This window comes from Escherichia sp. MOD1-EC6819, assembly GCF_002965765.1.
Taxonomy (GTDB): domain Bacteria; phylum Pseudomonadota; class Gammaproteobacteria; order Enterobacterales; family Enterobacteriaceae; genus Escherichia; species Escherichia ruysiae.
Window position 1 is genome coordinate 159,171 of sequence record NZ_PTRG01000001.1, and the last position, 26,067, is coordinate 185,237.

The 26,067-nt window shown below is 52.8% G+C and carries 21 protein-coding genes and 3 tRNA genes; 20 read left to right on the forward strand and 4 right to left on the reverse strand.

The features are described 5' to 3' along the window. The first annotated feature begins 45 nt into the window (after positions 1-45). Complete coding sequence (epmA, locus tag A7Z06_RS00760; protein WP_000004775.1) at positions 46-1,023, forward strand: elongation factor P--(R)-beta-lysine ligase; 978 nt, start codon at positions 46-48, stop codon at positions 1,021-1,023. Positions 1,024-1,240: 217 nt separating this feature from the next. Beyond that, entirely contained in the window at positions 1,241-2,743 is a 1,503-nt protein-coding gene (gene yjeM / locus A7Z06_RS00765) for a glutamate/gamma-aminobutyrate family transporter YjeM (RefSeq protein ID WP_010344917.1), read from the forward strand. Positions 2,744-2,892: 149 nt separating this feature from the next. Here yjeM and mscM read toward each other — a convergent pair whose 3' ends face one another. The 3 genes from mscM to rsgA form a co-directional block, all read right to left on the reverse strand. Further along, positions 2,893-6,216: a miniconductance mechanosensitive channel MscM gene (mscM, locus tag A7Z06_RS00770; protein WP_105279304.1), complete on the reverse strand. Its 3,324-nt coding sequence runs from the start codon at positions 6,214-6,216 to the stop codon at positions 2,893-2,895. Positions 6,217-6,237: 21 nt separating this feature from the next. Further along, positions 6,238-7,206 carry an archaetidylserine decarboxylase gene (gene asd / locus A7Z06_RS00775; RefSeq protein WP_000934903.1) on the reverse strand — a complete coding sequence of 323 codons (969 nt, stop codon included), beginning with the start codon at positions 7,204-7,206 and terminating at the stop codon, positions 6,238-6,240. Between the two features lie 96 nt (positions 7,207-7,302). Then, positions 7,303-8,355 (reverse strand): small ribosomal subunit biogenesis GTPase RsgA, encoded by a 1,053-nt coding sequence (gene rsgA / locus A7Z06_RS00780; protein WP_000041984.1) that lies wholly within the window; start codon positions 8,353-8,355, stop codon positions 7,303-7,305. A 95-nt stretch (positions 8,356-8,450) separates the two neighbouring features. Between rsgA and orn the strand changes: the two genes are divergently transcribed. The 5 genes from orn (at position 8,451) to A7Z06_RS00805 (ending at position 9,791) form a co-directional block, all read left to right on the forward strand. Further along, the gene (orn, locus tag A7Z06_RS00785) at positions 8,451-8,996 is read left to right on the forward strand and encodes an oligoribonuclease (RefSeq protein ID WP_001275617.1); all 546 of its coding nucleotides are present in this window, start codon (positions 8,451-8,453) and stop codon (positions 8,994-8,996) included. Between the two features lie 210 nt (positions 8,997-9,206). Beyond that, positions 9,207-9,282, forward strand: a tRNA-Gly gene (locus tag A7Z06_RS00790). Positions 9,283-9,317: 35 nt separating this feature from the next. Next, positions 9,318-9,393, forward strand: a tRNA-Gly gene (locus A7Z06_RS00795). A gap of 35 nt (positions 9,394-9,428) precedes the next feature. Beyond that, a tRNA-Gly gene (locus tag A7Z06_RS00800) sits at positions 9,429-9,504 on the forward strand. A gap of 233 nt (positions 9,505-9,737) precedes the next feature. Beyond that, positions 9,738-9,791 (forward strand): hypothetical protein, encoded by a 54-nt coding sequence (locus A7Z06_RS00805; RefSeq protein WP_105279330.1) that lies wholly within the window; start codon positions 9,738-9,740, stop codon positions 9,789-9,791. Here A7Z06_RS00805 and queG read toward each other — a convergent pair. After that, positions 9,774-10,913 carry a tRNA epoxyqueuosine(34) reductase QueG gene (gene queG / locus A7Z06_RS00810; RefSeq protein WP_010344921.1) on the reverse strand — a complete coding sequence of 380 codons (1,140 nt, stop codon included), beginning with the start codon at positions 10,911-10,913 and terminating at the stop codon, positions 9,774-9,776. The genes A7Z06_RS00805 and queG overlap by 18 nt on opposite strands. On the opposite strand from queG, the gene nnr reads away from it, so the two are divergent. The 13 genes from nnr (at position 10,912) to rnr (ending at position 25,942) form a co-directional block, all read left to right on the forward strand. Continuing rightward, positions 10,912-12,459, forward strand: a complete 1,548-nt coding sequence (nnr, locus tag A7Z06_RS00815; RefSeq protein ID WP_105279305.1) for a bifunctional ADP-dependent NAD(P)H-hydrate dehydratase/NAD(P)H-hydrate epimerase — start codon at positions 10,912-10,914, stop codon at positions 12,457-12,459. The two genes, queG and nnr, sit on opposite strands and share 2 nt — an antisense overlap. After that, entirely contained in the window at positions 12,431-12,892 is a 462-nt protein-coding gene (gene tsaE, locus A7Z06_RS00820; protein WP_000981977.1) for a tRNA (adenosine(37)-N6)-threonylcarbamoyltransferase complex ATPase subunit type 1 TsaE, read from the forward strand. The genes nnr and tsaE overlap by 29 nt, the downstream gene beginning before the upstream one ends. A gap of 17 nt (positions 12,893-12,909) precedes the next feature. Next, positions 12,910-14,247: an N-acetylmuramoyl-L-alanine amidase AmiB gene (gene amiB / locus A7Z06_RS00825; RefSeq protein ID WP_000990342.1), complete on the forward strand. Its 1,338-nt coding sequence runs from the start codon at positions 12,910-12,912 to the stop codon at positions 14,245-14,247. Positions 14,248-14,256: 9 nt separating this feature from the next. Then, the gene (gene mutL, locus A7Z06_RS00830) at positions 14,257-16,104 is read left to right on the forward strand and encodes a DNA mismatch repair endonuclease MutL (protein WP_001122463.1); all 1,848 of its coding nucleotides are present in this window, start codon (positions 14,257-14,259) and stop codon (positions 16,102-16,104) included. Next, entirely contained in the window at positions 16,097-17,047 is a 951-nt protein-coding gene (gene miaA, locus A7Z06_RS00835) for a tRNA (adenosine(37)-N6)-dimethylallyltransferase MiaA (protein ID WP_001280351.1), read from the forward strand. Before mutL ends, miaA begins: the two co-directional genes overlap by 8 nt. Positions 17,048-17,132: 85 nt before the next feature. Next, complete coding sequence (gene hfq / locus A7Z06_RS00840) at positions 17,133-17,441, forward strand: RNA chaperone Hfq (protein ID WP_001051883.1); 309 nt, start codon at positions 17,133-17,135, stop codon at positions 17,439-17,441. Positions 17,442-17,517: 76 nt separating this feature from the next. Next, on the forward strand, positions 17,518-18,798 hold the full coding sequence (gene hflX / locus A7Z06_RS00845; RefSeq protein ID WP_000460360.1) for a ribosome rescue GTPase HflX: 1,281 nt from the start codon (positions 17,518-17,520) through the stop codon (positions 18,796-18,798). Positions 18,799-18,884: 86 nt separating this feature from the next. Beyond that, positions 18,885-20,144: an FtsH protease activity modulator HflK gene (gene hflK / locus A7Z06_RS00850; protein WP_000312488.1), complete on the forward strand. Its 1,260-nt coding sequence runs from the start codon at positions 18,885-18,887 to the stop codon at positions 20,142-20,144. Between the two features lie 2 nt (positions 20,145-20,146). Further along, entirely contained in the window at positions 20,147-21,151 is a 1,005-nt protein-coding gene (gene hflC, locus A7Z06_RS00855; RefSeq protein WP_001232412.1) for a protease modulator HflC, read from the forward strand. An 81-nt stretch (positions 21,152-21,232) separates the two neighbouring features. Next, positions 21,233-21,430 (forward strand): DUF2065 domain-containing protein, encoded by a 198-nt coding sequence (locus A7Z06_RS00860; protein WP_001089300.1) that lies wholly within the window; start codon positions 21,233-21,235, stop codon positions 21,428-21,430. A gap of 103 nt (positions 21,431-21,533) precedes the next feature. Further along, positions 21,534-22,832 carry an adenylosuccinate synthase gene (gene purA / locus A7Z06_RS00865; RefSeq protein ID WP_000527963.1) on the forward strand — a complete coding sequence of 433 codons (1,299 nt, stop codon included), beginning with the start codon at positions 21,534-21,536 and terminating at the stop codon, positions 22,830-22,832. Positions 22,833-23,036: 204 nt separating this feature from the next. Continuing rightward, positions 23,037-23,462 (forward strand): nitric oxide-sensing transcriptional repressor NsrR, encoded by a 426-nt coding sequence (gene nsrR / locus A7Z06_RS00870; protein ID WP_001177639.1) that lies wholly within the window; start codon positions 23,037-23,039, stop codon positions 23,460-23,462. A 38-nt stretch (positions 23,463-23,500) separates the two neighbouring features. Continuing rightward, positions 23,501-25,942, forward strand: a complete 2,442-nt coding sequence (gene rnr / locus A7Z06_RS00875; RefSeq protein WP_000076288.1) for a ribonuclease R — start codon at positions 23,501-23,503, stop codon at positions 25,940-25,942. The last annotated feature ends 125 nt before the right edge of the window (positions 25,943-26,067 follow it).

A 26,067-nucleotide genomic window follows, 5' to 3' on the forward strand; every position in this document is an offset into this window, starting at 1 on the left:
TTGCGAGTAGACTTCGTGCCCTTGTTAAAAACTGGAGATTTTACTATGAGCGAAACGGCATCCTGGCAGCCGAGCGCGTCTATTCCTAACTTATTAAAACGTGCGGCGATTATGGCGGAGATCCGTCGTTTCTTTGCCGATCGTGGAGTGCTGGAGGTGGAGACGCCTTGTATGAGCCAGGCAACGGTAACCGATATTCATCTGGTCCCGTTTGAGACACGTTTCGTTGGCCCCGGGCATTCGCAGGGGATGAATCTCTGGTTAATGACCAGTCCGGAATACCACATGAAACGCCTGTTGGTGGCCGGTTGTGGTCCGGTATTCCAGCTGTGCCGCAGCTTCCGTAATGAAGAGATGGGGCGTTATCACAACCCTGAGTTTACTATGCTGGAGTGGTATCGACCGCACTATGATATGTACCGGTTGATGAACGAGGTGGACGATCTTCTGCAACAGGTGCTGGACTGCCCGGCAGCAGAAAGCCTCTCTTATCAGCAAGCCTTCTTGCGTTATCTGGAAATTGATCCGCTCTCTGCTGATAAAACGCAGTTGCGGGAAGTGGCGGCAAAGCTGGATCTCAGCAACGTTGCAGATACCGAAGAAGACCGCGACACGCTGCTGCAACTGTTGTTTACCTTTGGCGTGGAACCGAACATTGGTAAAGAGAAACCAACTTTTGTGTACCATTTTCCAGCCACTCAGGCATCACTGGCACAAATCAGTACCGAGGATCATCGGGTCGCAGAACGCTTCGAGGTCTACTACAAAGGTATTGAGCTGGCGAATGGTTTCCATGAATTGACGGATGCCCGTGAACAGCAACAACGCTTTGAACAGGATAACCGTAAACGTGCGGCACGTGGTTTACCGCAGCATCCTATCGACCATAACCTGATCGAAGCTCTTGAAGTTGGTATGCCCGACTGTTCCGGCGTGGCGTTAGGCGTTGACCGCCTGGTGATGTTAGCACTGGGCGCGGAGACACTGGCAGAAGTGATCGCCTTTAGTGTTGACCGGGCATAATTCTGAAAAATTGGCTAAAATCCAACACAGAATGGCGTAGCTGACGCCATTCTGTAGCATATGTTTTCATTTTTCCGCTAAAGCGCACAATTTAAGACTGGATGTTTGCTATCATCCAGGTATCAATTCTGTTTTAGTTTTATTGTTGCCCACCAATCGGTGGGTAGTGCAGTTAGTTGGCGCGTTTAATATGCGCGCTGAAATGAAGGATGATTTCATGCCTCACACGATAAAAAAGATGAGTCTAATTGGACTCATACTGATGATCTTTACTTCAGTATTCGGTTTTGCGAATAGCCCTTCGGCTTATTATTTAATGGGATATAGTGCGATTCCGTGGTATATATTTTCTGCATTATTATTCTTTATTCCATTCGCCTTAATGATGGCTGAAATGGGGGCTGCCTATCGCAAAGAAGAGGGCGGTATCTATTCCTGGATGAATAATAGCGTTGGACCACGTTTTGCTTTCATCGGCACATTTATGTGGTTTTCCTCTTATATCATTTGGATGGTGAGTACCTCCGCTAAAGTCTGGGTGCCGTTTTCTACTTTCCTCTATGGTAGCGATATGACCCAGCACTGGCGCATTGCTGGGCTTGAGCCTACGCAGGTGGTTGGGCTGCTGGCTGTAGCATGGATGATTCTGGTTACCGTCGTTGCCTCGAAAGGGATTAATAAAATTGCCCGTATTACTGCGGTGGGCGGTATTGCAGTAATGTGTCTTAATTTAGTATTGCTGTTAGTAAGCATTACTATTTTGTTATTAAATGGTGGGCATTTCGCGCAGGATATTAATTTCCTGGTATCACCGAATCCGGGATATCAGTCCGGTCTGGCGATGTTATCTTTTGTCGTATTTGCCATTTTTGCTTATGGCGGAATTGAGGCTGTAGGTGGGCTGGTAGATAAAACGGAAAACCCAGAAAAGAACTTTGCTAAAGGTATTGTTTTTGCCGCTATTGTTATTTCAATCGGTTATTCGTTAGCAATATTCTTATGGGGCGTCAGCACTAACTGGCAGCAGGTATTAAGTAATGGTTCTGTTAACCTTGGTAATATTACTTATGTGCTGATGAAGAGCCTGGGGATGTCTCTGGGTAATGCACTGCATTTATCACCTGAAGCGTCATTGTCGCTGGGCGTATGGTTTGCGCGTATTACCGGACTTTCCATGTTCCTCGCCTACACCGGTGCGTTCTTTACGCTTTGCTACTCACCACTGAAAGCGATTATTCAAGGGACGCCGAAAGCCTTGTGGCCGGAGCCGATGACGCGCCTGAATGCCATGGGGATGCCATCCATTGCTATGTGGATGCAGTGTGGGTTGGTTACTGTCTTCATCCTGCTGGTTTCCTTTGGCGGTGGCACCGCATCGGCGTTCTTTAACAAGCTGACGCTGATGGCGAACGTTTCCATGACCATTCCATATCTGTTCCTCGCGCTGGCTTTCCCGTTCTTTAAAGCGCGTCAGGATCTCGACAGACCGTTTGTGATTTTCAAAACGCATATGTCGGCAATGATCGCAACTGTGGTTGTTGTACTGGTGGTGACATTTGCGAACGTCTTCACCATCATTCAGCCTGTAGTTGAAGCCGGAGACTGGGACAGCACATTGTGGATGATTGGCGGGCCTGTCTTCTTCTCGCTGTTAGCGATGGCGATTTACCAGAACTATTGCAGCCGCATGGCGAATCAGCCTCAGTTAACTTTAGATTGATTATCTGCAATAACAACTCATCGCCAGTCCGGCGATGAGTTGTCAGGAAGAAATGCGTTATGGATGATACTCTCCGGAGCCGGAGATAACTGAAGATGAAGTTAAGCTGCTAAATTAGCCACGTTGGCGTCATTTGGCAGCTTCACACATTACAAACTTCCCGCCTGGCGACGTCTACCCGCAGAAGTTAATGTCCTTCCCGTTTGTTTACCGTTCAGACTTTCCAGACGCATCTGGAAAGGCGGGAATGGCATATCGATACCGTGGGCGTGGAAGCCTGCCAGAATCAGCTGGTGGATCTCATGGCGTAGCGGCATACGGTGACCCATCTCAGCGGCGTAAATACGCAGCTCGAAAATCTGAATCCCCTGTTGCAGATCCACCAGGAAGACTTCCGGTGCCGGATTGTCGATCACCAGCGAGCAGCGACGTGCTGCGGTGAGCAGGATCTCCGTCACTTCTTCACTGTTGGCATCGGCAGGAGCCGGAATCGTCAATACCACGCGCGTGACCGAGTCAGAGAGCGACCAGTTGATAAACTGCTCGGTAATAAATGCCTTGTTCGGCACGATAATCTCTTTACGATCCCAGTCGCTGATGGTGGTGGCGCGGGTGTTAATTTTCGTCACGCTACCAGTGAGATCGCGAATCGTCACCGTATCGCCAATGCGAATCGGTTTTTCGAACAGGATGATCAGGCCAGAGATAAAGTTGGCGAAAATCTCCTGCAAACCAAAACCGAGACCAACACCGAGCGCAGCGACCAGCCACTGCAATTTCGACCACTCAATACCAATCATTGAGAAGCCGACCAGCCCGCCAATCAGCATCAGCAGATATTTGGTGATGGTGGTGATGGCGTAACCCGTACCCGGCGTTAAATCGAGGTGCTGCAAAATTGCCAGCTCCAGCAGCGCGGGCAGGTTGCGCACAAGCTGCGTGGTGATAATAAATACCAGAATGGCAATCAGCACCGCACCGAGGGTAATCGGTTCCAGACTTTCCACGCCCTGCACTGTTGATGTGACATCCCATAGCGAAATATTTTCGAGGAAGCCAAAAGCAGAATGGATTTCTGACCACAGCACGATGACCGAAAGCAGGGCGATCAGCATCAGGATTGAACGCACCAACCGCAAGGATTGCGCGCTGATAGCATCGAGATCGACTTCGCTTTCATCGACTTCAATTGCCCCTTCCGGGCTACTGTGATGATGCGCTTCTTCTTCGCCACGCGCACGTTGCGCTAACATCTCTGCCCGTCGATGCTTCGCCCGGTCAAACGCCAGCCTGCGGCGCTGGATCAGCATCCAGCGGCGGATAACGTGATAAACCACCAGCAACAGGAACCAGATGGCGACCGACGTTTCCAGCCTTGCCAGCAGAGCTTGCGCCGTTGCCAGATAACCCACCGCAGCGGCGAGAATTGCGACCAGCGGCGCGCCAATCATCATGTTCCACAACATATGGTTGGCAATATTGTCACCGCTACCTTCTTTGTTGAGATACAGCGGGATACCGGCTTTTTTCAGGCTGAGTGTGACTACCGCCAATGCACCGCAAATGAGGATAAAGCAAAGACGGCCCAGCGAACCGGAAAACTCGCGGTCGTCGAGATTATCGAACATCATCAGCGCCATAATCAGCGGCACAATAAGCCCGATGCTCATCAGATAGTAGCGCATCCCACGGGAAACCCGTTCGCGCGGCCAGCCAAAATGAGCGATAAACAAGCCGTTCGGGCGGGCAAAGGTGGCGCAAATCATCACTACCCACAGCAATGGCACGGTGGCCGTAACGCCATCGCCAATCGCCACCGCCAGCGGATAAGGCCACGCCTCGCGCAGCCCGTAGCCGAGCGTCATCCACAGCACTGGCAGCGGTGACGCGACGAGAATCGACCAGAAAAGAGTGCGTAACGTCAGCCAGAAGTGATCCTGAGTCACTTTGCCGACTTTCGCCGCCGAACGTTCAAGAAAACGGGTGAAATAGCGGCGCGAGTAAATACTGCAACCGACCAGAATCAAAGCGCCAAACAGTGGCAAAATCGTCTCTTTGCTGGTCAGCATCATCATGGTGGCTTTACCCAACTGACTGAAGGTGTCCAGCGAGATCAGACGGCGTAGATCCTGGGCGATTTCCAGCGGCCAGGCGATGGTCATCGGGCGCACGTCAGAAGTCCAGAACAGATAGCGGTGCGTCGCTTCATTGACCTCTTTCAGTGCATCTTCCAGTTGTCCGTTGGAGACTTTCAGCTTGGTCAGTTCAAGCAGTAGCGTGTCGCCACCCTGGAGTAAGGAGTTCAGTAACTCACGCTGAGTGCGTAGCTGTGCTTCCAGAATACGGTTTTGCTCGGCGGTCAGCGGCTGACCGTCGGCCTGATGGATTTGCCGTAGCAGCGGCTGTTTATTGAGGAGATCCTCATAACGTAACCGTTGCACGCGCAACTGCGCCATTTCAGTATCCAGTTGCTGCGGTTTGGGCATTTCCGGCAGTCGTGCCACTTGTGCCCGCAGTGCTTCGCCGAGCAGGTTTGACGAACCCAGCCATTGTGATTGTTCGCGTAGCGTATTCAGCGCCTGCCGAACCTGCAACGTCTGGCTGGTAGCCTGACGTTGCTGTGAAGCGACGAGCTCCATCCGCTGCGCCTGCTGATTCAACGCCGCCGACAGCTCGCGGTTAATTTTGAATTGAGCGACGATATCTTTCGGCAAATCGGCACTGCTTTCTGCCAGTAATTCGGTGCTTTCCAGCGCCCGTTCCGCTTCCAGTTGGCGTTGGCTATTCAACTGGTTACGCAATGCCTGCAAATACGCATCCAGTTGTTGACTCTCTTTTTCTGCCAGTGCCGAACGCAGACGCGCCAGTTCCTGACGATTATTGGCAGAAAGTTGCGCCAGTTCGAGTTCATCGACCAATGACTTCAAACGCGCGGAGTCGGCCTGCAACGCGAAATTTTGCGCCTGATTAAGCGGACTATTTCCCGTGAGTGTTCCCAGACGGCGCTCGATTTCATTCAACTGGCGGCGGGCGTCGGTTTGCTGTTGCGGTAGTTGATTTAGTGAATCCGCAATCTCGCGGGCGCGCTCCTGTTCTTGCTGAGCCTGACGGCTTTTATCCAGCAATTGACTACTGACCTGGAGAATTTCCTGATTCAGCGCGTCGGTAGACATCCCCGGCGACACGCTGCGCGGCTCATCACGCATGTTGTTCAACTGTGCGCGCAGAGTAGCGGAGAGTTTCGGGTAATTATCGATAACTTGCTGATATTGCTTGATGCGCCCAAGGGAGCTTTTTTGCTCCTCAAGCGCATTTAAGGCGGACTGGAGCGCCTCTACGACTTCTGGCTGCGCGGGCTTCGCCGCTTTTGCCTGCTCCAGTTCTTGTGAGATTTGTTTACTATCGGGGGCCGTCGCGGCGTACGCCCCCCAACTGAGGCACCAGGCCATCAGAAAAGTGATAATCAGGCGCACGTCAGCGTTTCCTTTGATGGATTAGACCTGGTCTTTTTTGTCGTCAACCAATGGGCTGGCGTCGTGTTCTGCCTCGATCTCTTCAGCAGGAAGCGGGGCTGGTTCAGCTTCTGGCGTAACAAAGGTTTCGGTAGATACTGCCAGCGGCTGACCAATTTTCGTGACAGACAGGCTTGCCAGTTGCTCAACCAGATTCACTTTACCTGGCGCAAACAAGTTGATAACGGTAGAGCCGAGTTTAAAGCGACCCATTTCCTGGCCTTTCAGCAGTGCCACCGAACCGTCGTTTTCCCCGGCAGGCCAGGTCCAGCGTTTGATGATGCCTTCGCGCGGCGGCGTAATGGTGCCAGCCCAGACAGTTTCAATGCTGCCAACAATCGTCGCCCCGACCAGAATCTGCGCCATCGGGCCAAATTCGGTATCGAACAGGCAGATTACGCGTTCGTTACGGGCAAACAGATTTGGCACGTTCTGGGCAGTGAGATGGTTAACGGAGAAGAGATCGCCCGGCACGTAGATCATCTCACGCAGGATACCGTTGCATGGCATATGTACGCGGTGATAGTCACGCGGGGAGAGGTAAGTGGTCACAAACGTACCATTACGGAAGAGATCCGCCATCAGGTAGTTACCCGCCAGCAGGGCTTCGAGGCTGTAGTTGTGGCCTTTCGCTTGCAAGATTTTATCTTCTTCGATTTTACCTAACTGGCTAATAACGCCATCGGCAGGCATGACCAGGACATTGGGATCGGTATCGATTGGGCGCACATCGTCACGCAACGGACGGACAAAAAATTCGTTAAAGGTGCGGTAACTGGCGGTGTCCGGTTTCTGCGCCTCTTTCATGTCGACCTTGTAGTATTTAACGAACAGATCGATAACCAGTTTTGTCAGCCATCCTGCCCGCTTGCTTGCGCCCCAACCCGCCAGGCGAGTAAGCCATAGTTTTGGCAGAATGTACTGTAGCGAAAGTTTAAATGAATTTAACAAGGTAGCCTCCAGGCCATTGTTTTGTCGTTCCTGATCCGGCGTTCATGCCGGATCCTGAAAAAAAGGGGACGATTCTAACGACGGTTAGCTTAATTGTCAGTCATCCGTATCAGAAAAGTTTTTACGCGTTTTTACCTGCGCCATGCTTTCCAGAATACGGTGATAGTTTTCGAAACGAGTTTCCGCGATTTTCCCCTCATCAACCGCTTCACGGATTGCGCAGCCCGGATCGGTATCGTGTTTGCAATCGCGATATTTACACAGGCCTAAGTAATCATGAAATTCGACAAAGCCTTGAGTGATTTGTTCCGGCGCCAGGTGCCAGAGGCCGAATTCACGCACGCCAGGGGAATCAATCACATCGCCTCCGTGCGGGAAGTGATACAGCCGGGCAGCAGTGGTGGTGTGCTGGCCGAGACCGGAGTTGTCTGAGACATCGTTGGTCAGGATCTCTTTTTGCAGACCCAGCAGCGCGTTAAGCAGACTCGATTTGCCGACGCCGGACTGTCCGGCAAAAATGCTGATGCGCCCGGTCAACGCCTCTTCCAGCGGTTTCAGCCCATCCTGAGTATGACTGGAAACCATCAATACGCGATAACCGATATTGCGGTAGATATCCATCTGTTCGTTGACGAATGCCATGCCTTCGTCGTCCAGCAGATCTATCTTGTTGAGCACAATAATCGGCTCAATCTGCAAGGTTTCGCAGGCCACCAGGTAACGGTCGATAATATTGAGCGACAGCTCCGGCAAAATGGCGGAGACAATAACAATCTGGTCGATGTTGGCGGCAATAGGTTTCACGCCGTCGTAAAAATCCGGGCGCGTCAACACTGAGGTGCGCTCATGTACTGCTTCCACGATCCCTTTGACATTTACGCCTTCCGCCGCCGGTTTACCCGGACGCCAGACCACGCGATCGCCGGTCACCAGCGAACGGATAGTACGGCGAATATTGCAGCGGTGAACTTCGCCGTCTGCGGATTCCACATCAGCGTGCATACCAAAACGGCTGATGACGATACCTTCATCAGGCTCGCCAAACAGATTGTCGTCGTAGTCGGGCTTCTCCTTAGACGTTTTAAGACGACGCTGGTGATTGGCGTTCACACGGCGCTGTTGGCCTTTGGAGAGTTTATTTTTACTCAATCGTACTGACTCCTGGTCGCCCCTGATGGGCAAAACATCTATGATACACGCAATTGTGGATCAATATAGTCACTGTGAATGGGTGGAAAAATAGCATGAGTGCCAATGAAAACAACCTGATTTGGATCGATCTTGAGATGACCGGTCTGGATCCCGAGCGCGATCGCATTATTGAGATTGCCACGCTGGTGACCGATGCCAACCTGAATATTCTGGCGGAAGGGCCGACCATTGCAGTACACCAGTCTGATGAACAACTGGCGTTGATGGATGACTGGAATGTCCGTACCCATACCGCCAGTGGGCTGGTGGAGCGCGTGAAGGCGAGCACAATGGGCGATCGCGAAGCAGAACTGGCGACGCTCGAGTTCTTAAAAGAGTGGGTGCCTGCGGGGAAATCGCCAATTTGTGGTAACAGCATCGGTCAGGATCGTCGCTTCCTGTTTAAATATATGCCGGAACTGGAAGCCTACTTCCACTACCGTTATCTCGATGTCAGCACCCTGAAAGAGCTGGCGCGCCGCTGGAAGCCGGAAATTCTTGATGGTTTTACCAAGCAGGGGACGCATCAGGCGATGGATGATATCCGTGAATCGGTGGCGGAGCTGGCTTACTATCGCGAGCATTTTATCAAGCTGTAAAATTTTTCCTGGTCACGTAACCGCCGGATTCCACTTGCGGCGGCGTAGGTTTGGCGCTAAATTGAACGTCTTGCTGATAATTTCAGCACTTGAGATAAAAACTCAAAAAAAAATTTTTAGGGGGGTTGCAGAGGGAAAGATTTCTCGTATAATGCGCCTCCCGTAACGACGCAGAAATGCGAAATTACGAAAGCAAAAATTAAGTAGTACGCGGGAATAGCTCAGTTGGTAGAGCACGACCTTGCCAAGGTCGGGGTCGCGAGTTCGAGTCTCGTTTCCCGCTCCAAAATTTGAAAGTGTTGTAAAGCACAGACTACCCAAGCGGGAATAGCTCAGTTGGTAGAGCACGACCTTGCCAAGGTCGGGGTCGCGAGTTCGAGTCTCGTTTCCCGCTCCAAAATTTGAAAGTGCTGTAAAGCACAGACCACCCAAGCGGGAATAGCTCAGTTGGTAGAGCACGACCTTGCCAAGGTCGGGGTCGCGAGTTCGAGTCTCGTTTCCCGCTCCAAATTCTCCTCCCAATAAAATATCCACAGCGACGCGATGCGTTATTGCTGGTTTTTGTTGTCTCTGACAAACTCTTGTAAACAGAGTTATCCACAGGTTCAGGCTGTAATCTTAATTTCAGAAAAACTTCGCACGGTGAATGGTAATTTTTCAACCTCTTGATATATAAGTTGAAAATTAAGATTGTGTTTTGTCGTATCGATCACTTGACGATGATATTCGTCTTGAATTGCAATGCGTTTTTATTTTTATTCACAAGCTGTGGATGAATCAGGCATCACGTGGTAGTCCCTTTTCAATTACACGAACCAGACGCTGTTTTTTCGGTAATTGTACTTCGACCACGCAGGCATTTCGTCTCTCGATTTGCTGCGCAATCGCCCACGCTATATGCTCATCAAGAAGTGGATGCTCACCTTTACGACTTTCCAACGCCGTCAGAATCGCTTCATCCCAGGGCGCATTGCCTAATGCCACGGCGATATTACGCAGCCAGCGCAGGTGGCCTATACGGCGAATCGCCGAACCTTCCGTTATTTTTAAAAACTTCTCTTCGCTCCAGGCGAATAACTCAATGAGTTCCGGTGCGTGTAGTGGCTTGCGCGGGTTGAAATCATCTTCAGTTGTCAGTTGCGAATAGCGATTCCACGGGCAGATAAGCTGACAGTCATCGCAGCCGTAAATACGGTTTCCCATTAATGGGCGTAACTCTTCCGGGATTGCCCCTTCCAGTTCGATGGTGAGATAAGAGATACAGCGGCGAGCATCAACGGTATATGGCTCGACAATGGCGCCGGTCGGGCAAATCGTCATACAGGCCACGCATTTATCGCATCCTTCCTCGACTGGTTGATCCACAGGTAACGGAATATCAACCAGCAGTTCGCCTAAAAAGAAGAACGAGCCGGCTTCGCGATTGAGGATAAGTGAGTGCTTACCTGTCCAGCCAAGTCCCGCTTTTTCAGCCAGCGGGCGCTCAAGAACAGGCGCAGAATCGACAAACGGTCTAAAATTCAGCGAAACACAATGTTGCTGAATCATCTCGCCCAGCTTTTTGAGTCGGTTGCGCAGAAGTTTGTGGTAGTCACGACCCAGCGCATAACGGCTAACATAGCCGAGTTTGGGATTTTTCAGCGTGCTGGCAAATGCGGCGTTGGCAGGCAGGTAGTTCATCCGCACGCTGATCACGCGCAGCGTACCGGGCAATAACTCGTGGGGGCGGGCGCGCAGCATACCGTGACGCGCCATCCAGTCCATTTCGCCGTGGTATTGTTTGTCCAGCCATGCTTGCAGTTTTGGCTCGGACTCGCTGAGATCGGTATCGGTAATACCCACCTGCTGAAAGCCCAGTTCCAGCCCCCACTGTTTAATTTTTTGCGCTAACTGATTGAGATCGAGGGGCTCTGACATGACGGACCATACAATGAAGAAAAACCCCGTAAGTATACCACACACCGTCTGGCACGCCGACGATATCCGACGTGGTGAACGCGAAGCGGCAGATGCGCTGGGGCTAACGCTTTATGAACTGATGCTTCGTGCGGGTGAAGCCGCGTTTCAGGTGTGTCGTTTGGCTTATCCTGACGCCCGCCACTGGCTGGTGCTGTGCGGTCATGGCAATAACGGCGGCGATGGCTACGTGGTCGCGCGGCTGGCAAAAGCGGTCGGTATTGAGGTTACGTTACTGGCCCAGGAGAGCGAGAAACCGTTACCGGAAGAGGCTGCGCTGGCACGCGAAGCATGGTTAAACGCGGGAGGCGAGATCCATGCCTCGAATATTGTCTGGCCTGCGCCGGTGGATTTGATCGTTGATGCACTGCTCGGCACCGGATTGCAGCAAGCACCCCGGGAATCTGTTAGCCAATTAATCGACCATGCTAATTCCCATCCGGCGCCGATTGTGGCGGTTGATATCCCTTCCGGCCTGCTGGCAGAAACCGGCGCCACGCCAGGCACGGTGATCAACGCCGCTCACACCATCACCTTTATTGCCCTTAAACCTGGTTTGTTAACCGGCAAAGCACGGGATGTTACCGGGCAACTGCATTTTGACTCGCTGGGACTGGACAGTTGGCTGGCAGGTCAGGAGACGAAAATTCAGCGTTTTTCGGCAGAACAACTTTCTCACTGGCTGAAACCGCGTCGCCCGACTTCGCATAAAGGCGATCACGGGCGGCTGGTGATTATCGGTGGCGATCACGGCACGGCGGGGGCTATTCGTATGACGGGGGAAGCGGCGCTGCGTGCTGGCGCTGGTCTAGTCCGAGTACTGACCCGCAGTGAAAACATTGCGCCGCTGCTGACCGCACGACCGGAATTGATGGTGTACGAGTTGACGGAGAAATCTTTAACTGAAAGCCTGGAATGGGCCGATGTGGTGGTGATTGGCCCTGGTCTGGGCCAGCAAGAGTGGGGGGAAAAAGCCCTGCAAAAAGTTGAGAGTTTTCGCAAACCGATGTTGTGGGATGCTGATGCATTGAACCTGCTGGCAATCAATCCCGATAAGCGTCACAATCGCGTGATCACGCCGCATCCTGGCGAGGCCGCACGGTTGTTGGGCTGTTCCGTTGCAGAAATTGAAAGTGACCGCTTACATTGCGCCCAACGTCTGGTACAACGTTATGGCGGCGTAGCGGTGCTGAAAGGTGCCGGAACCGTGGTCGCCGCCCATCCTGACGCTTTAGGCATTATTGATGCCGGAAATGCAGGGATGGCCAGCGGCGGCATGGGTGATGTGCTCTCTGGTATTATTGGCGCATTGCTTGGGCAAAAACTGTCGCCGTATGATGCAGCCTGTGCTGGCTGTATCGCACACGGCGCGGCGGCTGACGTGCTGGCGGCGCGTTTTGGTACGCGCGGGATGCTGGCAACCGATCTCTTTTCCACGCTACAGCGTATTGTTAACCCGGAAGTGACTGATAAAAACCATGATGAATCGAGTAATTCCGCTCCCTGATGAGCAGGCAACATTAGACCTGGGCGAGCGGGTAGCGAAAGCCTGCGATGGTGCAACCGTAATCTATCTGTATGGCGATTTAGGCGCAGGTAAAACCACCTTTAGCCGGGGCTTTTTACAGGCTCTGGGTCATCAGGGTAATGTCAAAAGCCCCACTTATACGCTGGTCGAACCCTATACGCTCGACAACTTAATGGTTTATCACTTTGATTTGTACCGCCTTGCCGATCCCGAGGAGCTGGAGTTTATGGGGATCCGCGATTATTTTGCCAACGATGCCATCTGCCTGGTGGAGTGGCCACAACAAGGTACAGGTGTTCTTCCTGACCCGGATGTCGAAATACACATTGATTATCAGGCACAAGGCCGTGAGGCGCGCGTGAGTGCGGTCTCCTCTGCGGGTGAATTGTTGCTGGCGCGTTTAGCCGGTTAACCTTTGAAGGTGGCGGGATGATGTATCGCATCAGAAATTGGTTGGTAGCGACGTTGGTGCTGCTGTGCGCGCAGGCTGGCGCCGCGACGCTCTCTGATATTCAGGTTTCTAATGGCAATCAACAGGCGCGGATAACGTTAAGTTTTATTGGCGATCCTGACTATGCATTTAGCCATCAAAGCAAACGCACCGTGGCGCTCGATATCAAACAAACGGGCGTGATTCAGGGGCTGCCGTTGTTGTTCAGCGGTAATAATCTGGTGAAGGCGATTCGCTCTGGAACGCCAAAAGATGCGCAAACGCTGCGGCTGGTGGTCGATCTCACCGAAAACGGTAAAACCGAAGCGGTGAAGCGGCAGAATGGCAGCAATTACACCGTCGTCTTTACGATTAATGCCGATGCGCCACCACCGCCTCCGCCGCCGCCCGTGGTTGCTAAACGTGTTGAAACGCCTGCGGTTGTCGCACCGCGCGTCAGCGAACCGGCGCGTAATCCGTTTAAAACCGAGAGCAACCGGGCTACGGGTGTCATCAGTAGCAATACGGTGACGCGTCCGGCAGCGCGCGCGACGGCTAACACTGGCGAAAAAATTGTCATCGCCATTGATGCCGGACACGGTGGTCAGGATCCTGGCGCTATCGGCCCTGGCGGTACGCGGGAGAAAAATGTCACCATCGCCATCGCGCGTAAATTGCGTACTTTGCTCAATGATGATCCGATGTTTAAGGGCGTTTTAACCCGTGACGGGGATTACTTTATCTCGGTGATGGGGCGCAGCGATGTGGCACGTAAGCAAAACGCCAATTTCCTTGTGTCGATTCACGCTGATGCCGCACCGAACCGCAGTGCTACCGGCGCTTCCGTGTGGGTGCTCTCTAACCGTCGCGCAAACAGTGAAATGGCAAGCTGGCTGGAACAGCACGAGAAACAGTCGGAGCTGCTGGGCGGGGCAGGCGATGTGCTGGCGAACAGTCAGTCTGACCCGTATTTAAGCCAGGCGGTGCTGGATTTACAGTTCGGTCATTCCCAGCGGGTAGGGTATGATGTGGCGACCAGTATGATCAGTCAGTTGCAACGCATTGGCGAAATACATAAACGTCGACCAGAACACGCCAGCCTTGGCGTTCTGCGTTCGCCGGATATCCCGTCAGTACTGGTCGAAACCGGTTTTATCAGCAACAACAGCGAAGAACGTTTGCTGGCGAGCGACGATTACCAACAACAGCTGGCAGAAGCCATTTACAAAGGCCTGCGCAATTACTTCCTTGCGCATCCGATGCAATCTGCGCCGCAGGGGGCAACGGCACAAACTGCCAGTACGGTGACGACACCAGATCGCACGCTGCCAAACTAAGGATAATTGATGCCAATTCAGGTCTTACCGCCACAACTGGCGAACCAGATTGCCGCAGGTGAGGTGGTCGAGCGACCTGCGTCGGTAGTCAAAGAACTGGTAGAAAACAGCCTCGATGCGGGTGCGACGCGCATCGATATTGATATCGAACGCGGTGGGGCGAAACTTATCCGCATTCGTGATAACGGCTGCGGTATCAAAAAAGATGAGCTGGCGCTGGCGCTGGCTCGTCATGCTACCAGTAAAATTGCCTCTCTGGACGATCTCGAAGCTATTATCAGCCTGGGTTTTCGCGGTGAGGCGCTGGCGAGTATCAGTTCGGTTTCCCGCCTGACGCTCACTTCGCGCACTGCGGAACAGCAGGAAGCCTGGCAGGCTTATGCCGAAGGGCGTGATATGGACGTGACGGTTAAACCAGCGGCGCATCCGGTGGGAACAACGCTGGAGGTGCTGGATCTGTTCTACAACACTCCGGCGCGGCGCAAATTCCTGCGCACCGAGAAAACCGAATTTAACCATATCGATGAAATCATCCGCCGCATTGCGCTGGCGCGTTTCGACGTCACTATCAACTTGTCGCATAACGGCAAAATTGTGCGCCAGTACCGCGCAGTGCCGGAAGGCGGGCAAAAAGAACGCCGTTTAGGGGCGATTTGTGGCACCGCTTTTCTCGAACATGCGCTGGCGATTGAATGGCAGCACGGCGATCTCACGCTGCGCGGCTGGGTGGCTGATCCGAATCACACCACGCCTGCACTGGCGGAAATTCAGTATTGCTACGTGAATGGGCGCATGATGCGCGATCGCCTGATCAATCATGCGATCCGCCAGGCCTGCGAAGACAAACTGGGCGCCGATCAGCAACCTGCGTTTGTGCTGTATCTGGAGATCGACCCGCATCAGGTGGACGTCAACGTGCACCCCGCCAAACACGAAGTGCGTTTCCATCAGTCGCGTCTGGTGCATGACTTTATCTATCAGGGTGTGCTGAGCGTGCTACAACAGCAACTGGAAACGCCGCTGCCGCTGGATGATGAACCACAACCTGCATCGCGCGCTATCCCGGAAAACCGCGTAGCCGCAGGGCGTAATCATTTTGCAGAACCGGCAGTTCGTGAACCGGTAGCTCCACGCTACACTCCTGCGCCAGCATCAGGCAGTCGCCAGTCTGCTCCCTGGCCGAACGCGCAACCGGGCTACCAGAAACAGCAAGGCGAAGTGTATCGCCAGCTTTTGCAAACGCCTGCGCCGATGCTCAAACCAAAAGCGCCAGAACCGCAGGAACTTACGCTGGCCTCGAATGGTCAAAGCTTTGGTCGGGTGTTGACTATCGTCAATTCCGACTGTGCGCTGCTGGAGCGTGACGGCAACATTTCACTTTTAGCCCTGGCGGTAGCGGAACGTTGGTTGCGTCAGATGCAACTGACGCCGGGTGAGGCGCCGGTTTGTGCCCAGCCGTTGCTTATTCCGTTGCGGCTAAAAGTCTCTGGCGAAGAAAAATCGGCATTAGAAAAAGCGCAGTCCGCTCTGGCGGAGTTAGGCATTGAATTTCAGTCTGATGCGCAGCATGTGACCATCAGAGCCGTGCCTTTACCCTTACGCCAACAAAATTTACAAATCTTGATTCCTGAACTGATAGGCTACCTGGCGAAGCAGTCCGTATTCGAACCTGGCAATATTGCGCAGTGGATTGCACGAAATCTGATGAGCGAACATGCACAGTGGTCAATGGCTCAGGCCATTACCCTGCTGGCGGATGTAGAACGGTTATGTCCGCAGCTTGTGAAAACGCCGCCGGGTGGTCTGTTACAATCTGTTGATTTACGTCCGGCGCTAAAAGCCCTGAAAGATGAGTGATATCAGTAAGGCGAGCCTGCCTAAGGCAATTTTTTTGATGGGGCCGACGGCCTCCGGTAAAACGGCGTTAGCCATTGAGCTGCGTAAAATTTTACCAGTAGAGTTGATAAGCGTTGATTCTGCCCTTATTTACAAAGGGATGGATATCGGGACGGCGAAGCCGAACGCTGAAGAGTTACTCGCCGCGCCGCACCGATTGCTGGATATTCGCGATCCGTCGCAGGCTTATTCGGCTGCTGATTTTCGTCGCGATGCGCTGGCGGAAATGGCCGATATCACGGCGGCGGGGCGAATCCCGCTGTTAGTGGGCGGTACTATGTTGTATTTCAAGGCGTTACTGGAGGGATTGTCGCCGCTACCGTCGGCGAACCCCGAAGTACGAGCCAGAATTGAGCAACAAGCGGCAGAGCAAGGTTGGGAGTCATTGCATCGTCAACTTCAGGAGATCGATCCTGTTGCGGCAGCAAGGATTCATCCAAATGATCCACAAAGGCTTTCCCGGGCACTGGAAGTTTTTTTCATTTCGGGTAAAACTTTAACGGAACTGACGCAAACGTCAGGAGACGCTCTACCGTATCAGGTGCATCAGTTCGCCATCGCCCCGGCGAGCCGTGAACTGCTCCATCAACGAATTGAGCAGCGTTTTCATCAGATGTTGGCTTCAGGTTTTGAAGCAGAAGTCCGGGCGCTTTTTGCCCGAGGAGATTTGCATACGGATTTGCCTTCCATTCGTTGCGTGGGTTATCGCCAGATGTGGTCTTACCTTGAAGGCGAAATCTCATACGATGAAATGGTTTATCGAGGTGTTTGCGCCACGAGACAGTTGGCGAAGCGGCAGATAACCTGGCTGCGTGGTTGGGAAGGGGTTCACTGGCTTGACAGTGAAAAACCAGAACAGGCGCGTGACGAAGTATTACAGGTTGTTGGTGCTATCGCAGGCTGAATGTGTACAATTGAGACGTATCGTGCGCAATTTTTTCAGAATCGAAAGGTTCAAAGTACAAATAAGCATATAAGGAAAAGAGAGAATGGCTAAGGGGCAATCTTTACAAGATCCGTTCCTGAACGCACTGCGTCGGGAACGTGTTCCAGTTTCTATTTATTTGGTGAATGGTATTAAGCTGCAAGGACAAATCGAGTCTTTTGATCAGTTCGTGATCCTGTTGAAAAACACGGTCAGCCAGATGGTTTATAAGCACGCGATTTCTACTGTTGTCCCGTCTCGCCCGGTTTCTCATCACAGTAACAACGCCGGTGGCGGTACTAGCAGTAACTATCATCATGGTAGCAGCGCGCAGAATACTTCCGCGCAACAGGACAGCGAAGAAACCGAATAAGGTTTCGGGCTGTTTTTTTTACACGGGGAGCCAGCGATCCTGCGTTCCCCGCTGATCTATTTAGAGGGTTTTACGCTTGTTTGACCGTTATGATGCTGGTGAGCAGGCGGTGCTGGTACACATCTATTTTACGCAAGACAAAGATATGGAAGACCTCCAGGAGTTTGAATCTCTGGTTTCTTCCGCCGGTGTCGAAGCATTGCAGGTGATTACCGGTAGCCGTAAAGCGCCGCACCCAAAGTATTTTGTAGGTGAAGGTAAAGCAGTTGAAATTGCGGAAGCTGTCAAAGCGACGGGTGCTTCGGTCGTTCTTTTTGACCATGCCCTGAGCCCAGCGCAAGAGCGTAACCTGGAGCGTTTGTGCGAGTGTCGTGTCATCGATCGCACCGGCCTTATTTTAGATATTTTCGCCCAACGTGCGCGTACCCATGAGGGTAAGTTGCAGGTTGAGCTGGCGCAGCTGCGCCATCTGGCTACGCGCCTGGTGCGTGGCTGGACCCACCTTGAAAGACAGAAAGGCGGGATCGGTTTGCGTGGTCCGGGTGAAACCCAGCTCGAAACCGACCGTCGTTTGTTGCGTAATCGCATCGTGCAGATACAGTCGCGCCTGGAAAGAGTTGAAAAGCAGCGTGAGCAGGGGCGGCAATCGCGTATCAAAGCCGACGTTCCTACTGTTTCGCTGGTGGGATATACCAACGCCGGTAAATCTACCCTTTTCAATCGCATCACCGAAGCGCGGGTCTACGCGGCAGACCAGTTGTTTGCCACCCTCGACCCGACGTTGCGGCGTATTGATGTCGCGGATGTCGGTGAAACCGTGCTGGCAGATACCGTAGGGTTTATTCGCCACTTGCCGCACGATCTGGTGGCGGCGTTTAAAGCCACGTTACAAGAGACGCGGCAAGCCACATTGCTGCTGCACGTCATTGATGCGGCAGATGTGCGTGTACAAGAAAACATCGAAGCGGTGAATACGGTTCTTGAAGAGATTGATGCTCACGAGATCCCAACCCTGCTGGTGATGAACAAGATCGATATGCTGGAAGATTTCGAACCGCGTATTGATCGGGACGAAGAGAACAAACCGATCCGTGTCTGGCTTTCTGCGCAGACCGGAGCGGGGATACCACAGCTTTTTCAGGCTTTGACGGAGCGGCTTTCCGGTGAGGTGGCGCAGCATACATTGCGTCTGCCGCCGCAGGAAGGGCGTCTGAGAAGTCGTTTTTATCAGCTTCAGGCAATAGAAAAAGAGTGGATGGAGGAGGACGGCAGTGTAAGTCTGCAAGTTCGTATGCCGATCGTTGACTGGCGTCGCCTCTGTAAACAAGAACCGGCGTTGATCGATTACCTGATCTAACCGGCAAAGCGTCTGAAGCGTGGAGTCATATCCTCTGGCGTCGAAAGACAACAGGGATCACCGCATAACAAATATGGAGCACAAACATGGCGTGGAATCAGCCCGGTAATAACGGACAAGACCGCGACCCGTGGGGAAGCAGCAAACCTGGCGGCAACTCTGAGGGAAATGGAAACAAAGGCGGTCGCGATCAAGGGCCACCTGATTTAGATGATATCTTCCGCAAACTGAGCAAAAAGCTCGGTGGTCTGGGCGGCGGTAAAGGCACTGGATCTGGCGGTGGCAGTTCATCGCAAGGCCCGCGCCCGCAGCTTGGCGGTCGTGTCGTTACCATCGCAGCGGCAGCGATTGTCATTATCTGGGCGGCCAGTGGTTTCTACACCATTAAAGAAGCCGAACGCGGCGTGGTAACACGCTTTGGTAAATTCAGCCATCTGGTTGAACCTGGTCTGAACTGGAAACCGACGTTTATCGACGAAGTTAAACCGGTGAACGTGGAAGCCGTGCGTGAACTGGCTGCTTCCGGCGTGATGCTGACGTCTGACGAAAACGTGGTGCGCGTTGAGATGAACGTGCAGTACCGCGTCACCAATCCGGAAAAATACCTGTATAGCGTAACCAGCCCGGATGACAGTCTGCGCCAGGCTACCGACAGCGCCCTGCGTGGGGTTATCGGTAAATACACCATGGACCGCATTTTGACGGAAGGTCGTACCGTGATTCGTAGCGATACTCAGCGCGAACTGGAAGAGACGATTCGTCCGTATGACATGGGTATCACTCTGCTGGACGTCAACTTCCAGGCTGCTCGTCCGCCGGAAGAAGTAAAAGCAGCGTTTGACGATGCGATTGCCGCACGTGAAAACGAACAGCAATACATTCGTGAAGCAGAAGCGTATACCAACGAAGTTCAGCCGCGTGCGAACGGTCAGGCGCAACGTATCCTCGAAGAGGCGCGTGCGTACAAGGCTCAGACTATCCTGGAAGCCCAGGGTGAAGTCGCGCGCTTTGCTAAACTTCTGCCGGAATATAAAGCTGCGCCGGAAATTACTCGCGAGCGTCTGTATATCGAGACGATGGAAAAAGTGTTGGGCAACACCCGCAAAGTGCTGGTTAACGATAAAGGTGGCAACCTGATGGTTCTGCCGTTAGACCAGATGCTGAAAGGGGGTAACGCGCCAGCGGCGAAGAGCGACAACGGCGCCAGCAATCTGCTGCGTCTGCCGCCAGCCTCTTCCTCCACGACCAGTGGGGCAAGCAACACGTCGTCCACTAGTCAGGGCGATATTATGGACCAACGCCGCGCCAACGCGCAGCGTAACGACTACCAGCGTCAGGGGGAATAACGATGCGTAAGTCAGTTATCGCGATTATCATCATCGTGCTGGTAGTGCTTTACATGTCTGTCTTTGTCGTCAAAGAAGGTGAGCGCGGTATTACGCTGCGTTTTGGTAAGGTACTGCGTGACGATGACAACAAACCTCTGGTTTATGAGCCGGGTCTGCATTTCAAGATACCGTTCATTGAAACGGTGAAAATGCTCGATGCGCGTATTCAGACCATGGACAACCAGGCCGACCGCTTTGTGACCAAAGAGAAGAAAGACCTGATCGTCGACTCTTACATCAAATGGCGCATCAGCGATTTCAGCCGTTACTACCTGGCAACGGGTGGTGGCGACATTTCGCAAGCGGAAGTGCTGTTGAAACGTAAATTCTCTGACCGTCTGCGTTCTGAAATTGGTCGCCTGGACGTGAAAGACATCGTCACCGATTCCCGTGGTCGTCTGACTCTCGAAGTACGTGACGCGCTGAACTCCGGTTCTGCGGGTACAGAAGATGAAGTTACTACCCCTGCGGCAGATAACGCCATTGCCGAAGCGGCAGAGCGCGTAACGGCTGAGACGAAGGGCAAAGTACCGGTCATCAACCCGAACAGTATGGCGGCGCTGGGTATTGAAGTTGTCGATGTGCGTATCAAGCAGATCAACCTGCCGACCGAAGTGTCTGAGGCGATCTACAACCGTATGCGCGCCGAGCGTGAAGCGGTAGCGCGTCGCCATCGTTCACAAGGTCAGGAAGAAGCGGAAAAATTGCGCGCAACTGCCGACTATGAAGTGACCAGAACGCTGGCAGAAGCAGAGCGTCAGGGTCGCATCATGCGCGGTGAAGGTGACGCAGAAGCTGCCAAACTGTTTGCTGATGCATTCAGCAAAGATCCGGACTTCTACGCATTCATCCGTAGCCTGCGTGCTTATGAGAACAGCTTCTCTGGCAATCAGGACGTGATGGTCATGAGCCCGGACAGCGATTTCTTCCGCTACATGAAGACGCCGACTTCCGCAACGCGTTAAGATAACGACTGCGGTACAGGTCAATAAAGCCACCGCATCCTCAGGGATGTCGGTGGTTTTCTTTTTCTATAAGGACAATGAATGAATTCGACAATCTGGCTGGCGCTTGCTCTGGTTTTGGTGCTGGAAGGTTTAGGACCGATGCTTTACCCGCAGGCGTGGAAGAAGATGATCTCTGCGATGACCAATTTACCCGATAATATTTTACGTCGTTTTGGTGGTGGACTTGTGGTTGCGGGCGTTGTGGTCTACTACATGTTGAGGAAAACGATTGGCTGAACAAAAAATAGACTGATTAAGGTCATTTTTGGATGCAAAAAGTGCTGTAACTCTGAAAAAGCGATGGTAGAATCCATTTTTAAGCAAACGGTGATTTTGAAAAATGGGTAACAACGTCGTCGTACTGGGCACCCAATGGGGTGACGAAGGTAAAGGTAAGATCGTCGATCTTCTGACTGAACGGGCTAAATATGTTGTACGCTACCAGGGCGGTCACAACGCAGGCCATACTCTCGTAATCAACGGTGAAAAAACCGTTCTCCATCTTATTCCATCAGGTATTCTCCGCGAGAATGTAACCAGCATCATCGGTAACGGTGTTGTGCTGTCTCCGGCCGCGCTGATGAAAGAGATGAAAGAACTGGAAGACCGTGGCATCCCCGTTCGTGAGCGTCTGCTGCTGTCTGAAGCATGTCCGCTGATCCTTGATTATCACGTTGCGCTGGATAACGCGCGTGAGAAAGCGCGTGGCGCGAAAGCGATCGGCACCACCGGTCGTGGTATCGGGCCTGCTTATGAAGATAAAGTAGCACGTCGCGGTCTGCGTGTTGGCGACCTTTTCGACAAAGAAACCTTCGCTGAAAAACTGAAAGAAGTGATGGAATATCACAACTTCCAGTTGGTTAACTACTACAAAGTTGAAGCGGTTGATTACCAGAAAGTTCTGGATGATACGATGGCTGTTGCCGACATCCTGACTTCTATGGTGGTTGACGTTTCTGACCTGCTCGACCAGGCGCGTCAGCGTGGCGATTTCGTCATGTTCGAAGGTGCTCAGGGTACGCTGCTGGATATCGACCACGGTACTTATCCGTACGTAACTTCTTCCAACACCACTGCTGGTGGCGTGGCGACCGGTTCCGGCCTGGGCCCGCGTTATGTTGATTACGTTCTGGGTATCCTCAAAGCTTACTCCACTCGTGTGGGTGCAGGTCCGTTCCCGACTGAACTGTTTGATGAAACTGGCGAGTTCCTCTGCAAGCAGGGTAACGAATTCGGCGCAACTACGGGTCGTCGTCGTCGTACCGGCTGGCTGGACACCGTTGCCGTTCGTCGTGCGGTACAGCTGAACTCCCTGTCTGGCTTCTGCCTGACCAAGCTGGACGTTCTAGATGGCCTGAAAGAGGTGAAACTCTGCGTGGCTTACCGTATGCCGGATGGTCGTGAAGTGACTACCACTCCGCTGGCAGCTGACGACTGGAAAGGTGTAGAGCCGATTTACGAAACCATGCCGGGCTGGTCTGAATCCACCTTCGGCGTGAAAGATCGTAGTGGCCTGCCGCAGGCGGCGCTGAACTACATCAAGCGCATTGAAGAGCTGACCGGTGTGCCGATCGATATCATCTCTACCGGTCCGGATCGTACTGAAACCATGATTCTGCGCGACCCGTTCGACGCGTAATCCTGGTACGCCTGGCAGATATTTTGCCTGCCGGGCTAACAGTGTGATACATTGCTGTGTCGGGTAAGCCATTATGCTATCCGACACAGTGTTAAATCCTCGCTTTTTTCCTTCCCCAAACTGAAATAAATTAGCGACACAGCTTGTGGCTGGTTTATCATCAATATAAATGTATTTTTTCCCGATTTCCCTTTTGAGGTTGATGTGCAGTTAACGAGTTTCACTGATTACGGATTACGTGCGCTGATCTACATGGCGTCATTGCCAGAAGGGCGGATGACCAGTATTTCTGAAGTGACTGACGTCTACGGCGTCTCCCGTAATCATATGGTCAAAATAATCAATCAACTTAGTCGTGCCGGCTACGTGACTGCTGTTCGTGGAAAAAATGGCGGCATTCGCCTGGGTAAACCGGCGAGTGCGATACGTATTGGTGATGTGGTGCGCGAGCTGGAACCCTTATCGCTGGTGAATTGCAGCAGTGAGTTTTGCCACATTACACCTGCCTGTCGGTTGAAACAGGCACTTTCTAAGGCCGTGCAAAGTTTTCTTACGGAACTGGATAACTACACGCTTGCCGATTTGGTTGAAGAGAATCAACCGCTTTATAAATTATTGCTGGTGGAGTGACGAAAATCTTCATCAGAGATGACAACGGAGGAACCGAGATGTCACAAGATCCTTTCCAGGAACGCGAAGCTGAAAAATACGCGAATCCCATCCCTAGCCGGGAATTTATCCTCGAACATTTAACCAAACGTGAAAAACCGGCCAGCCGTGATGAGCTGGCTGTAGAACTGCACATTGAAGGCGAAGAGCAGCTTGAAGGCCTGCGTCGCCGCCTGCGCGCGATGGAGCGCGACGGTCAACTGGTCTTCACTCGCCGTCAGTGCTATGCGCTGCCGGAACGCCTCGATCTGGTGAAAGGTACCGTTATTGGTCACCGTGATGGCTACGGCTTTCTGCGGGTTGAAGGACGTAAAGATGATTTGTATCTCTCCAGCGAGCAGATGAAAACCTGCATTCATGGCGATCAGGTGCTGGCGCAGCCGCTGGGCGCTGACCGTAAAGGCCGCCGTGAAGCGCGTATTGTCCGTGTACTGGTGCCAAAAACCAGCCAGATTGTTGGTCGCTACTTTACCGAAGCGGGCGTCGGCTTTGTGGTTCCTGACGACAGCCGTTTGAGCTTCGATATCTTAATCCCGCCAGATCAGATCATGGGCGCGCGGATGGGCTTTGTGGTGGTGGTCGAACTGACCCAACGCCCGACTCGTCGTACCAAAGCGGTGGGTAAAATCGTCGAGGTGCTTGGCGATAATATGGGCACCGGCATGGCGGTTGATATCGCTCTGCGCACCCATGAAATCCCGTACATCTGGCCACAGGCTGTTGAGCAACAGGTTGCCGGACTGAAAGAAGAAGTGCCGGAAGAAGCAAAAGCAGGCCGTGTCGATCTGCGCGATTTACCGCTGGTCACCATTGATGGCGAAGACGCCCGCGACTTTGACGATGCAGTTTACTGCGAGAAAAAACGCGGCGGCGGCTGGCGTTTATGGGTCGCAATTGCCGATGTCAGCTACTATGTGCGTCCGCCAACGCCGCTGGACAGAGAAGCGCGTAACCGTGGTACGTCGGTGTACTTCCCGTCGCAGGTTATCCCGATGCTGCCGGAAGTGCTCTCTAACGGCCTGTGTTCGCTCAACCCACAGGTAGACCGCCTGTGTATGGTGTGCGAGATGACGATTTCGTCGAAAGGCCGCCTGACTGGCTACAAATTCTACGAAGCGGTGATGAGCTCTCACGCGCGTCTGACCTACACCAAAGTCTGGCATATTCTGCAGGGCGATCAGGATCTGCGCGAGCAGTACGCCCCGCTGGTTAAGCATCTCGAAGAGTTGCATAACCTCTATAAAGTGCTGGATAAAGCTCGTGAAGAACGCGGCGGGATCTCGTTTGAGAGCGAAGAAGCGAAGTTCATTTTCAACGCTGAACGCCGTATTGAACGTATCGAACAGACTCAGCGTAACGACGCGCACAAATTAATTGAAGAGTGTATGATTTTGGCGAATATCTCGGCGGCGCGTTTCGTTGAGAAAGCCAAAGAACCCGCACTGTTCCGTATACACGACAAGCCGAGCACTGAGGCGATTACCTCTTTCCGCTCTGTACTGGCAGAGCTGGGGCTGGAACTGCCGGGCGGTAACAAGCCAGAACCGCGCGACTACGCGGAACTGCTGGAGTCGGTTGCCGATCGTCCTGACGCAGAAATGCTGCAAACCATGCTGCTGCGTTCAATGAAACAGGCGATTTATGATCCGGAAAACCGTGGTCACTTCGGCCTGGCATTGCAGTCCTATGCGCACTTTACTTCGCCGATTCGTCGTTATCCTGACCTGACGCTGCACCGCGCCATTAAGTATCTGCTGGCGAAAGAGCAGGGGCATCAGGGCAACACCACTGAAACTGGCGGCTACCATTATTCGATGGAAGAGATGCTGCAACTGGGTCAGCACTGTTCGATGGCGGAACGTCGTGCCGACGAAGCAACGCGCGATGTGGCTGACTGGCTGAAGTGTGACTTCATGCTCGATCAGGTTGGTAACGTATTTAAAGGAGTAATTTCCAGCGTCACAGGCTTCGGTTTCTTTGTTCGTCTGGACGACTTATTCATCGATGGTCTGGTTCACGTCTCTTCGCTGGACAACGACTACTATCGCTTTGATCAAGTCGGACAACGCCTGATGGGCGAATCCAGCGGCCAGACTTATCGCCTGGGCGACCGCGTGGAAGTTCGCGTCGAAGCGGTTAATATGGACGAGCGCAAAATCGACTTTAGCCTGATCTCCAGCGAACGTGCACCGCGCAACGTCGGTAAAACGGCGCGCGAGAAAGCCAAAAAAGGCGATGCAGGCAAAAAAGGCGGTAAGCGTCGTCAGGTCGGCAAAAAGGTAAACTTTGAGCCAGACAGCGCCTTCCGTGGTGAGAAAAAAGCGAAGCCGAAAGCGGCGAAGAAAGACGCGAAAAAAGCGAAGAAGCCATCGGCTAAAACGCAGAAAATAGCCGCTGCAACCAAAGCGAAGCGTGCGGCGAAGAAAAAAGTGGCAGAGTGATCATAACCCTCTTCAAACAGAAGAGGGTTAGTATTATGACCAACGCAAAAATTCACTCGGACAGTCCCCTCGCCCCTTTGGGGAGAGGGTTAGGGTGAGGGGAACAGGCCAGCACTGGCGCGTAT

Excerpts from the sequence above, each read along its gene's own strand:
- epmA (WP_000004775.1), top strand. The coding sequence starts at position 46 with ATGAGCGAAACGGCATCCTGGCAGCCGAGCGCGTCTATTCCTAACTTA.
- yjeM (WP_010344917.1), top strand. The coding sequence starts at position 1,241 with ATGCCTCACACGATAAAAAAGATGAGTCTAATTGGACTCATACTGATG.
- orn (WP_001275617.1), top strand. The coding sequence starts at position 8,451 with ATGAGTGCCAATGAAAACAACCTGATTTGGATCGATCTTGAGATGACC.
- nnr (WP_105279305.1), top strand. The coding sequence starts at position 10,912 with ATGACGGACCATACAATGAAGAAAAACCCCGTAAGTATACCACACACC.
- queG (WP_010344921.1), bottom strand. The coding sequence starts at position 10,913 with ATGTCAGAGCCCCTCGATCTCAATCAGTTAGCGCAAAAAATTAAACAG.
- tsaE (WP_000981977.1), top strand. The coding sequence starts at position 12,431 with ATGATGAATCGAGTAATTCCGCTCCCTGATGAGCAGGCAACATTAGAC.
- amiB (WP_000990342.1), top strand. The coding sequence starts at position 12,910 with ATGATGTATCGCATCAGAAATTGGTTGGTAGCGACGTTGGTGCTGCTG.
- mutL (WP_001122463.1), top strand. The coding sequence starts at position 14,257 with ATGCCAATTCAGGTCTTACCGCCACAACTGGCGAACCAGATTGCCGCA.
- miaA (WP_001280351.1), top strand. The coding sequence starts at position 16,097 with ATGAGTGATATCAGTAAGGCGAGCCTGCCTAAGGCAATTTTTTTGATG.
- hfq (WP_001051883.1), top strand. The coding sequence starts at position 17,133 with ATGGCTAAGGGGCAATCTTTACAAGATCCGTTCCTGAACGCACTGCGT.
- hflK (WP_000312488.1), top strand. The coding sequence starts at position 18,885 with ATGGCGTGGAATCAGCCCGGTAATAACGGACAAGACCGCGACCCGTGG.
- hflC (WP_001232412.1), top strand. The coding sequence starts at position 20,147 with ATGCGTAAGTCAGTTATCGCGATTATCATCATCGTGCTGGTAGTGCTT.
- A7Z06_RS00860 (WP_001089300.1), top strand. The coding sequence starts at position 21,233 with ATGAATTCGACAATCTGGCTGGCGCTTGCTCTGGTTTTGGTGCTGGAA.
- purA (WP_000527963.1), top strand. The coding sequence starts at position 21,534 with ATGGGTAACAACGTCGTCGTACTGGGCACCCAATGGGGTGACGAAGGT.
- rnr (WP_000076288.1), top strand. The coding sequence starts at position 23,501 with ATGTCACAAGATCCTTTCCAGGAACGCGAAGCTGAAAAATACGCGAAT.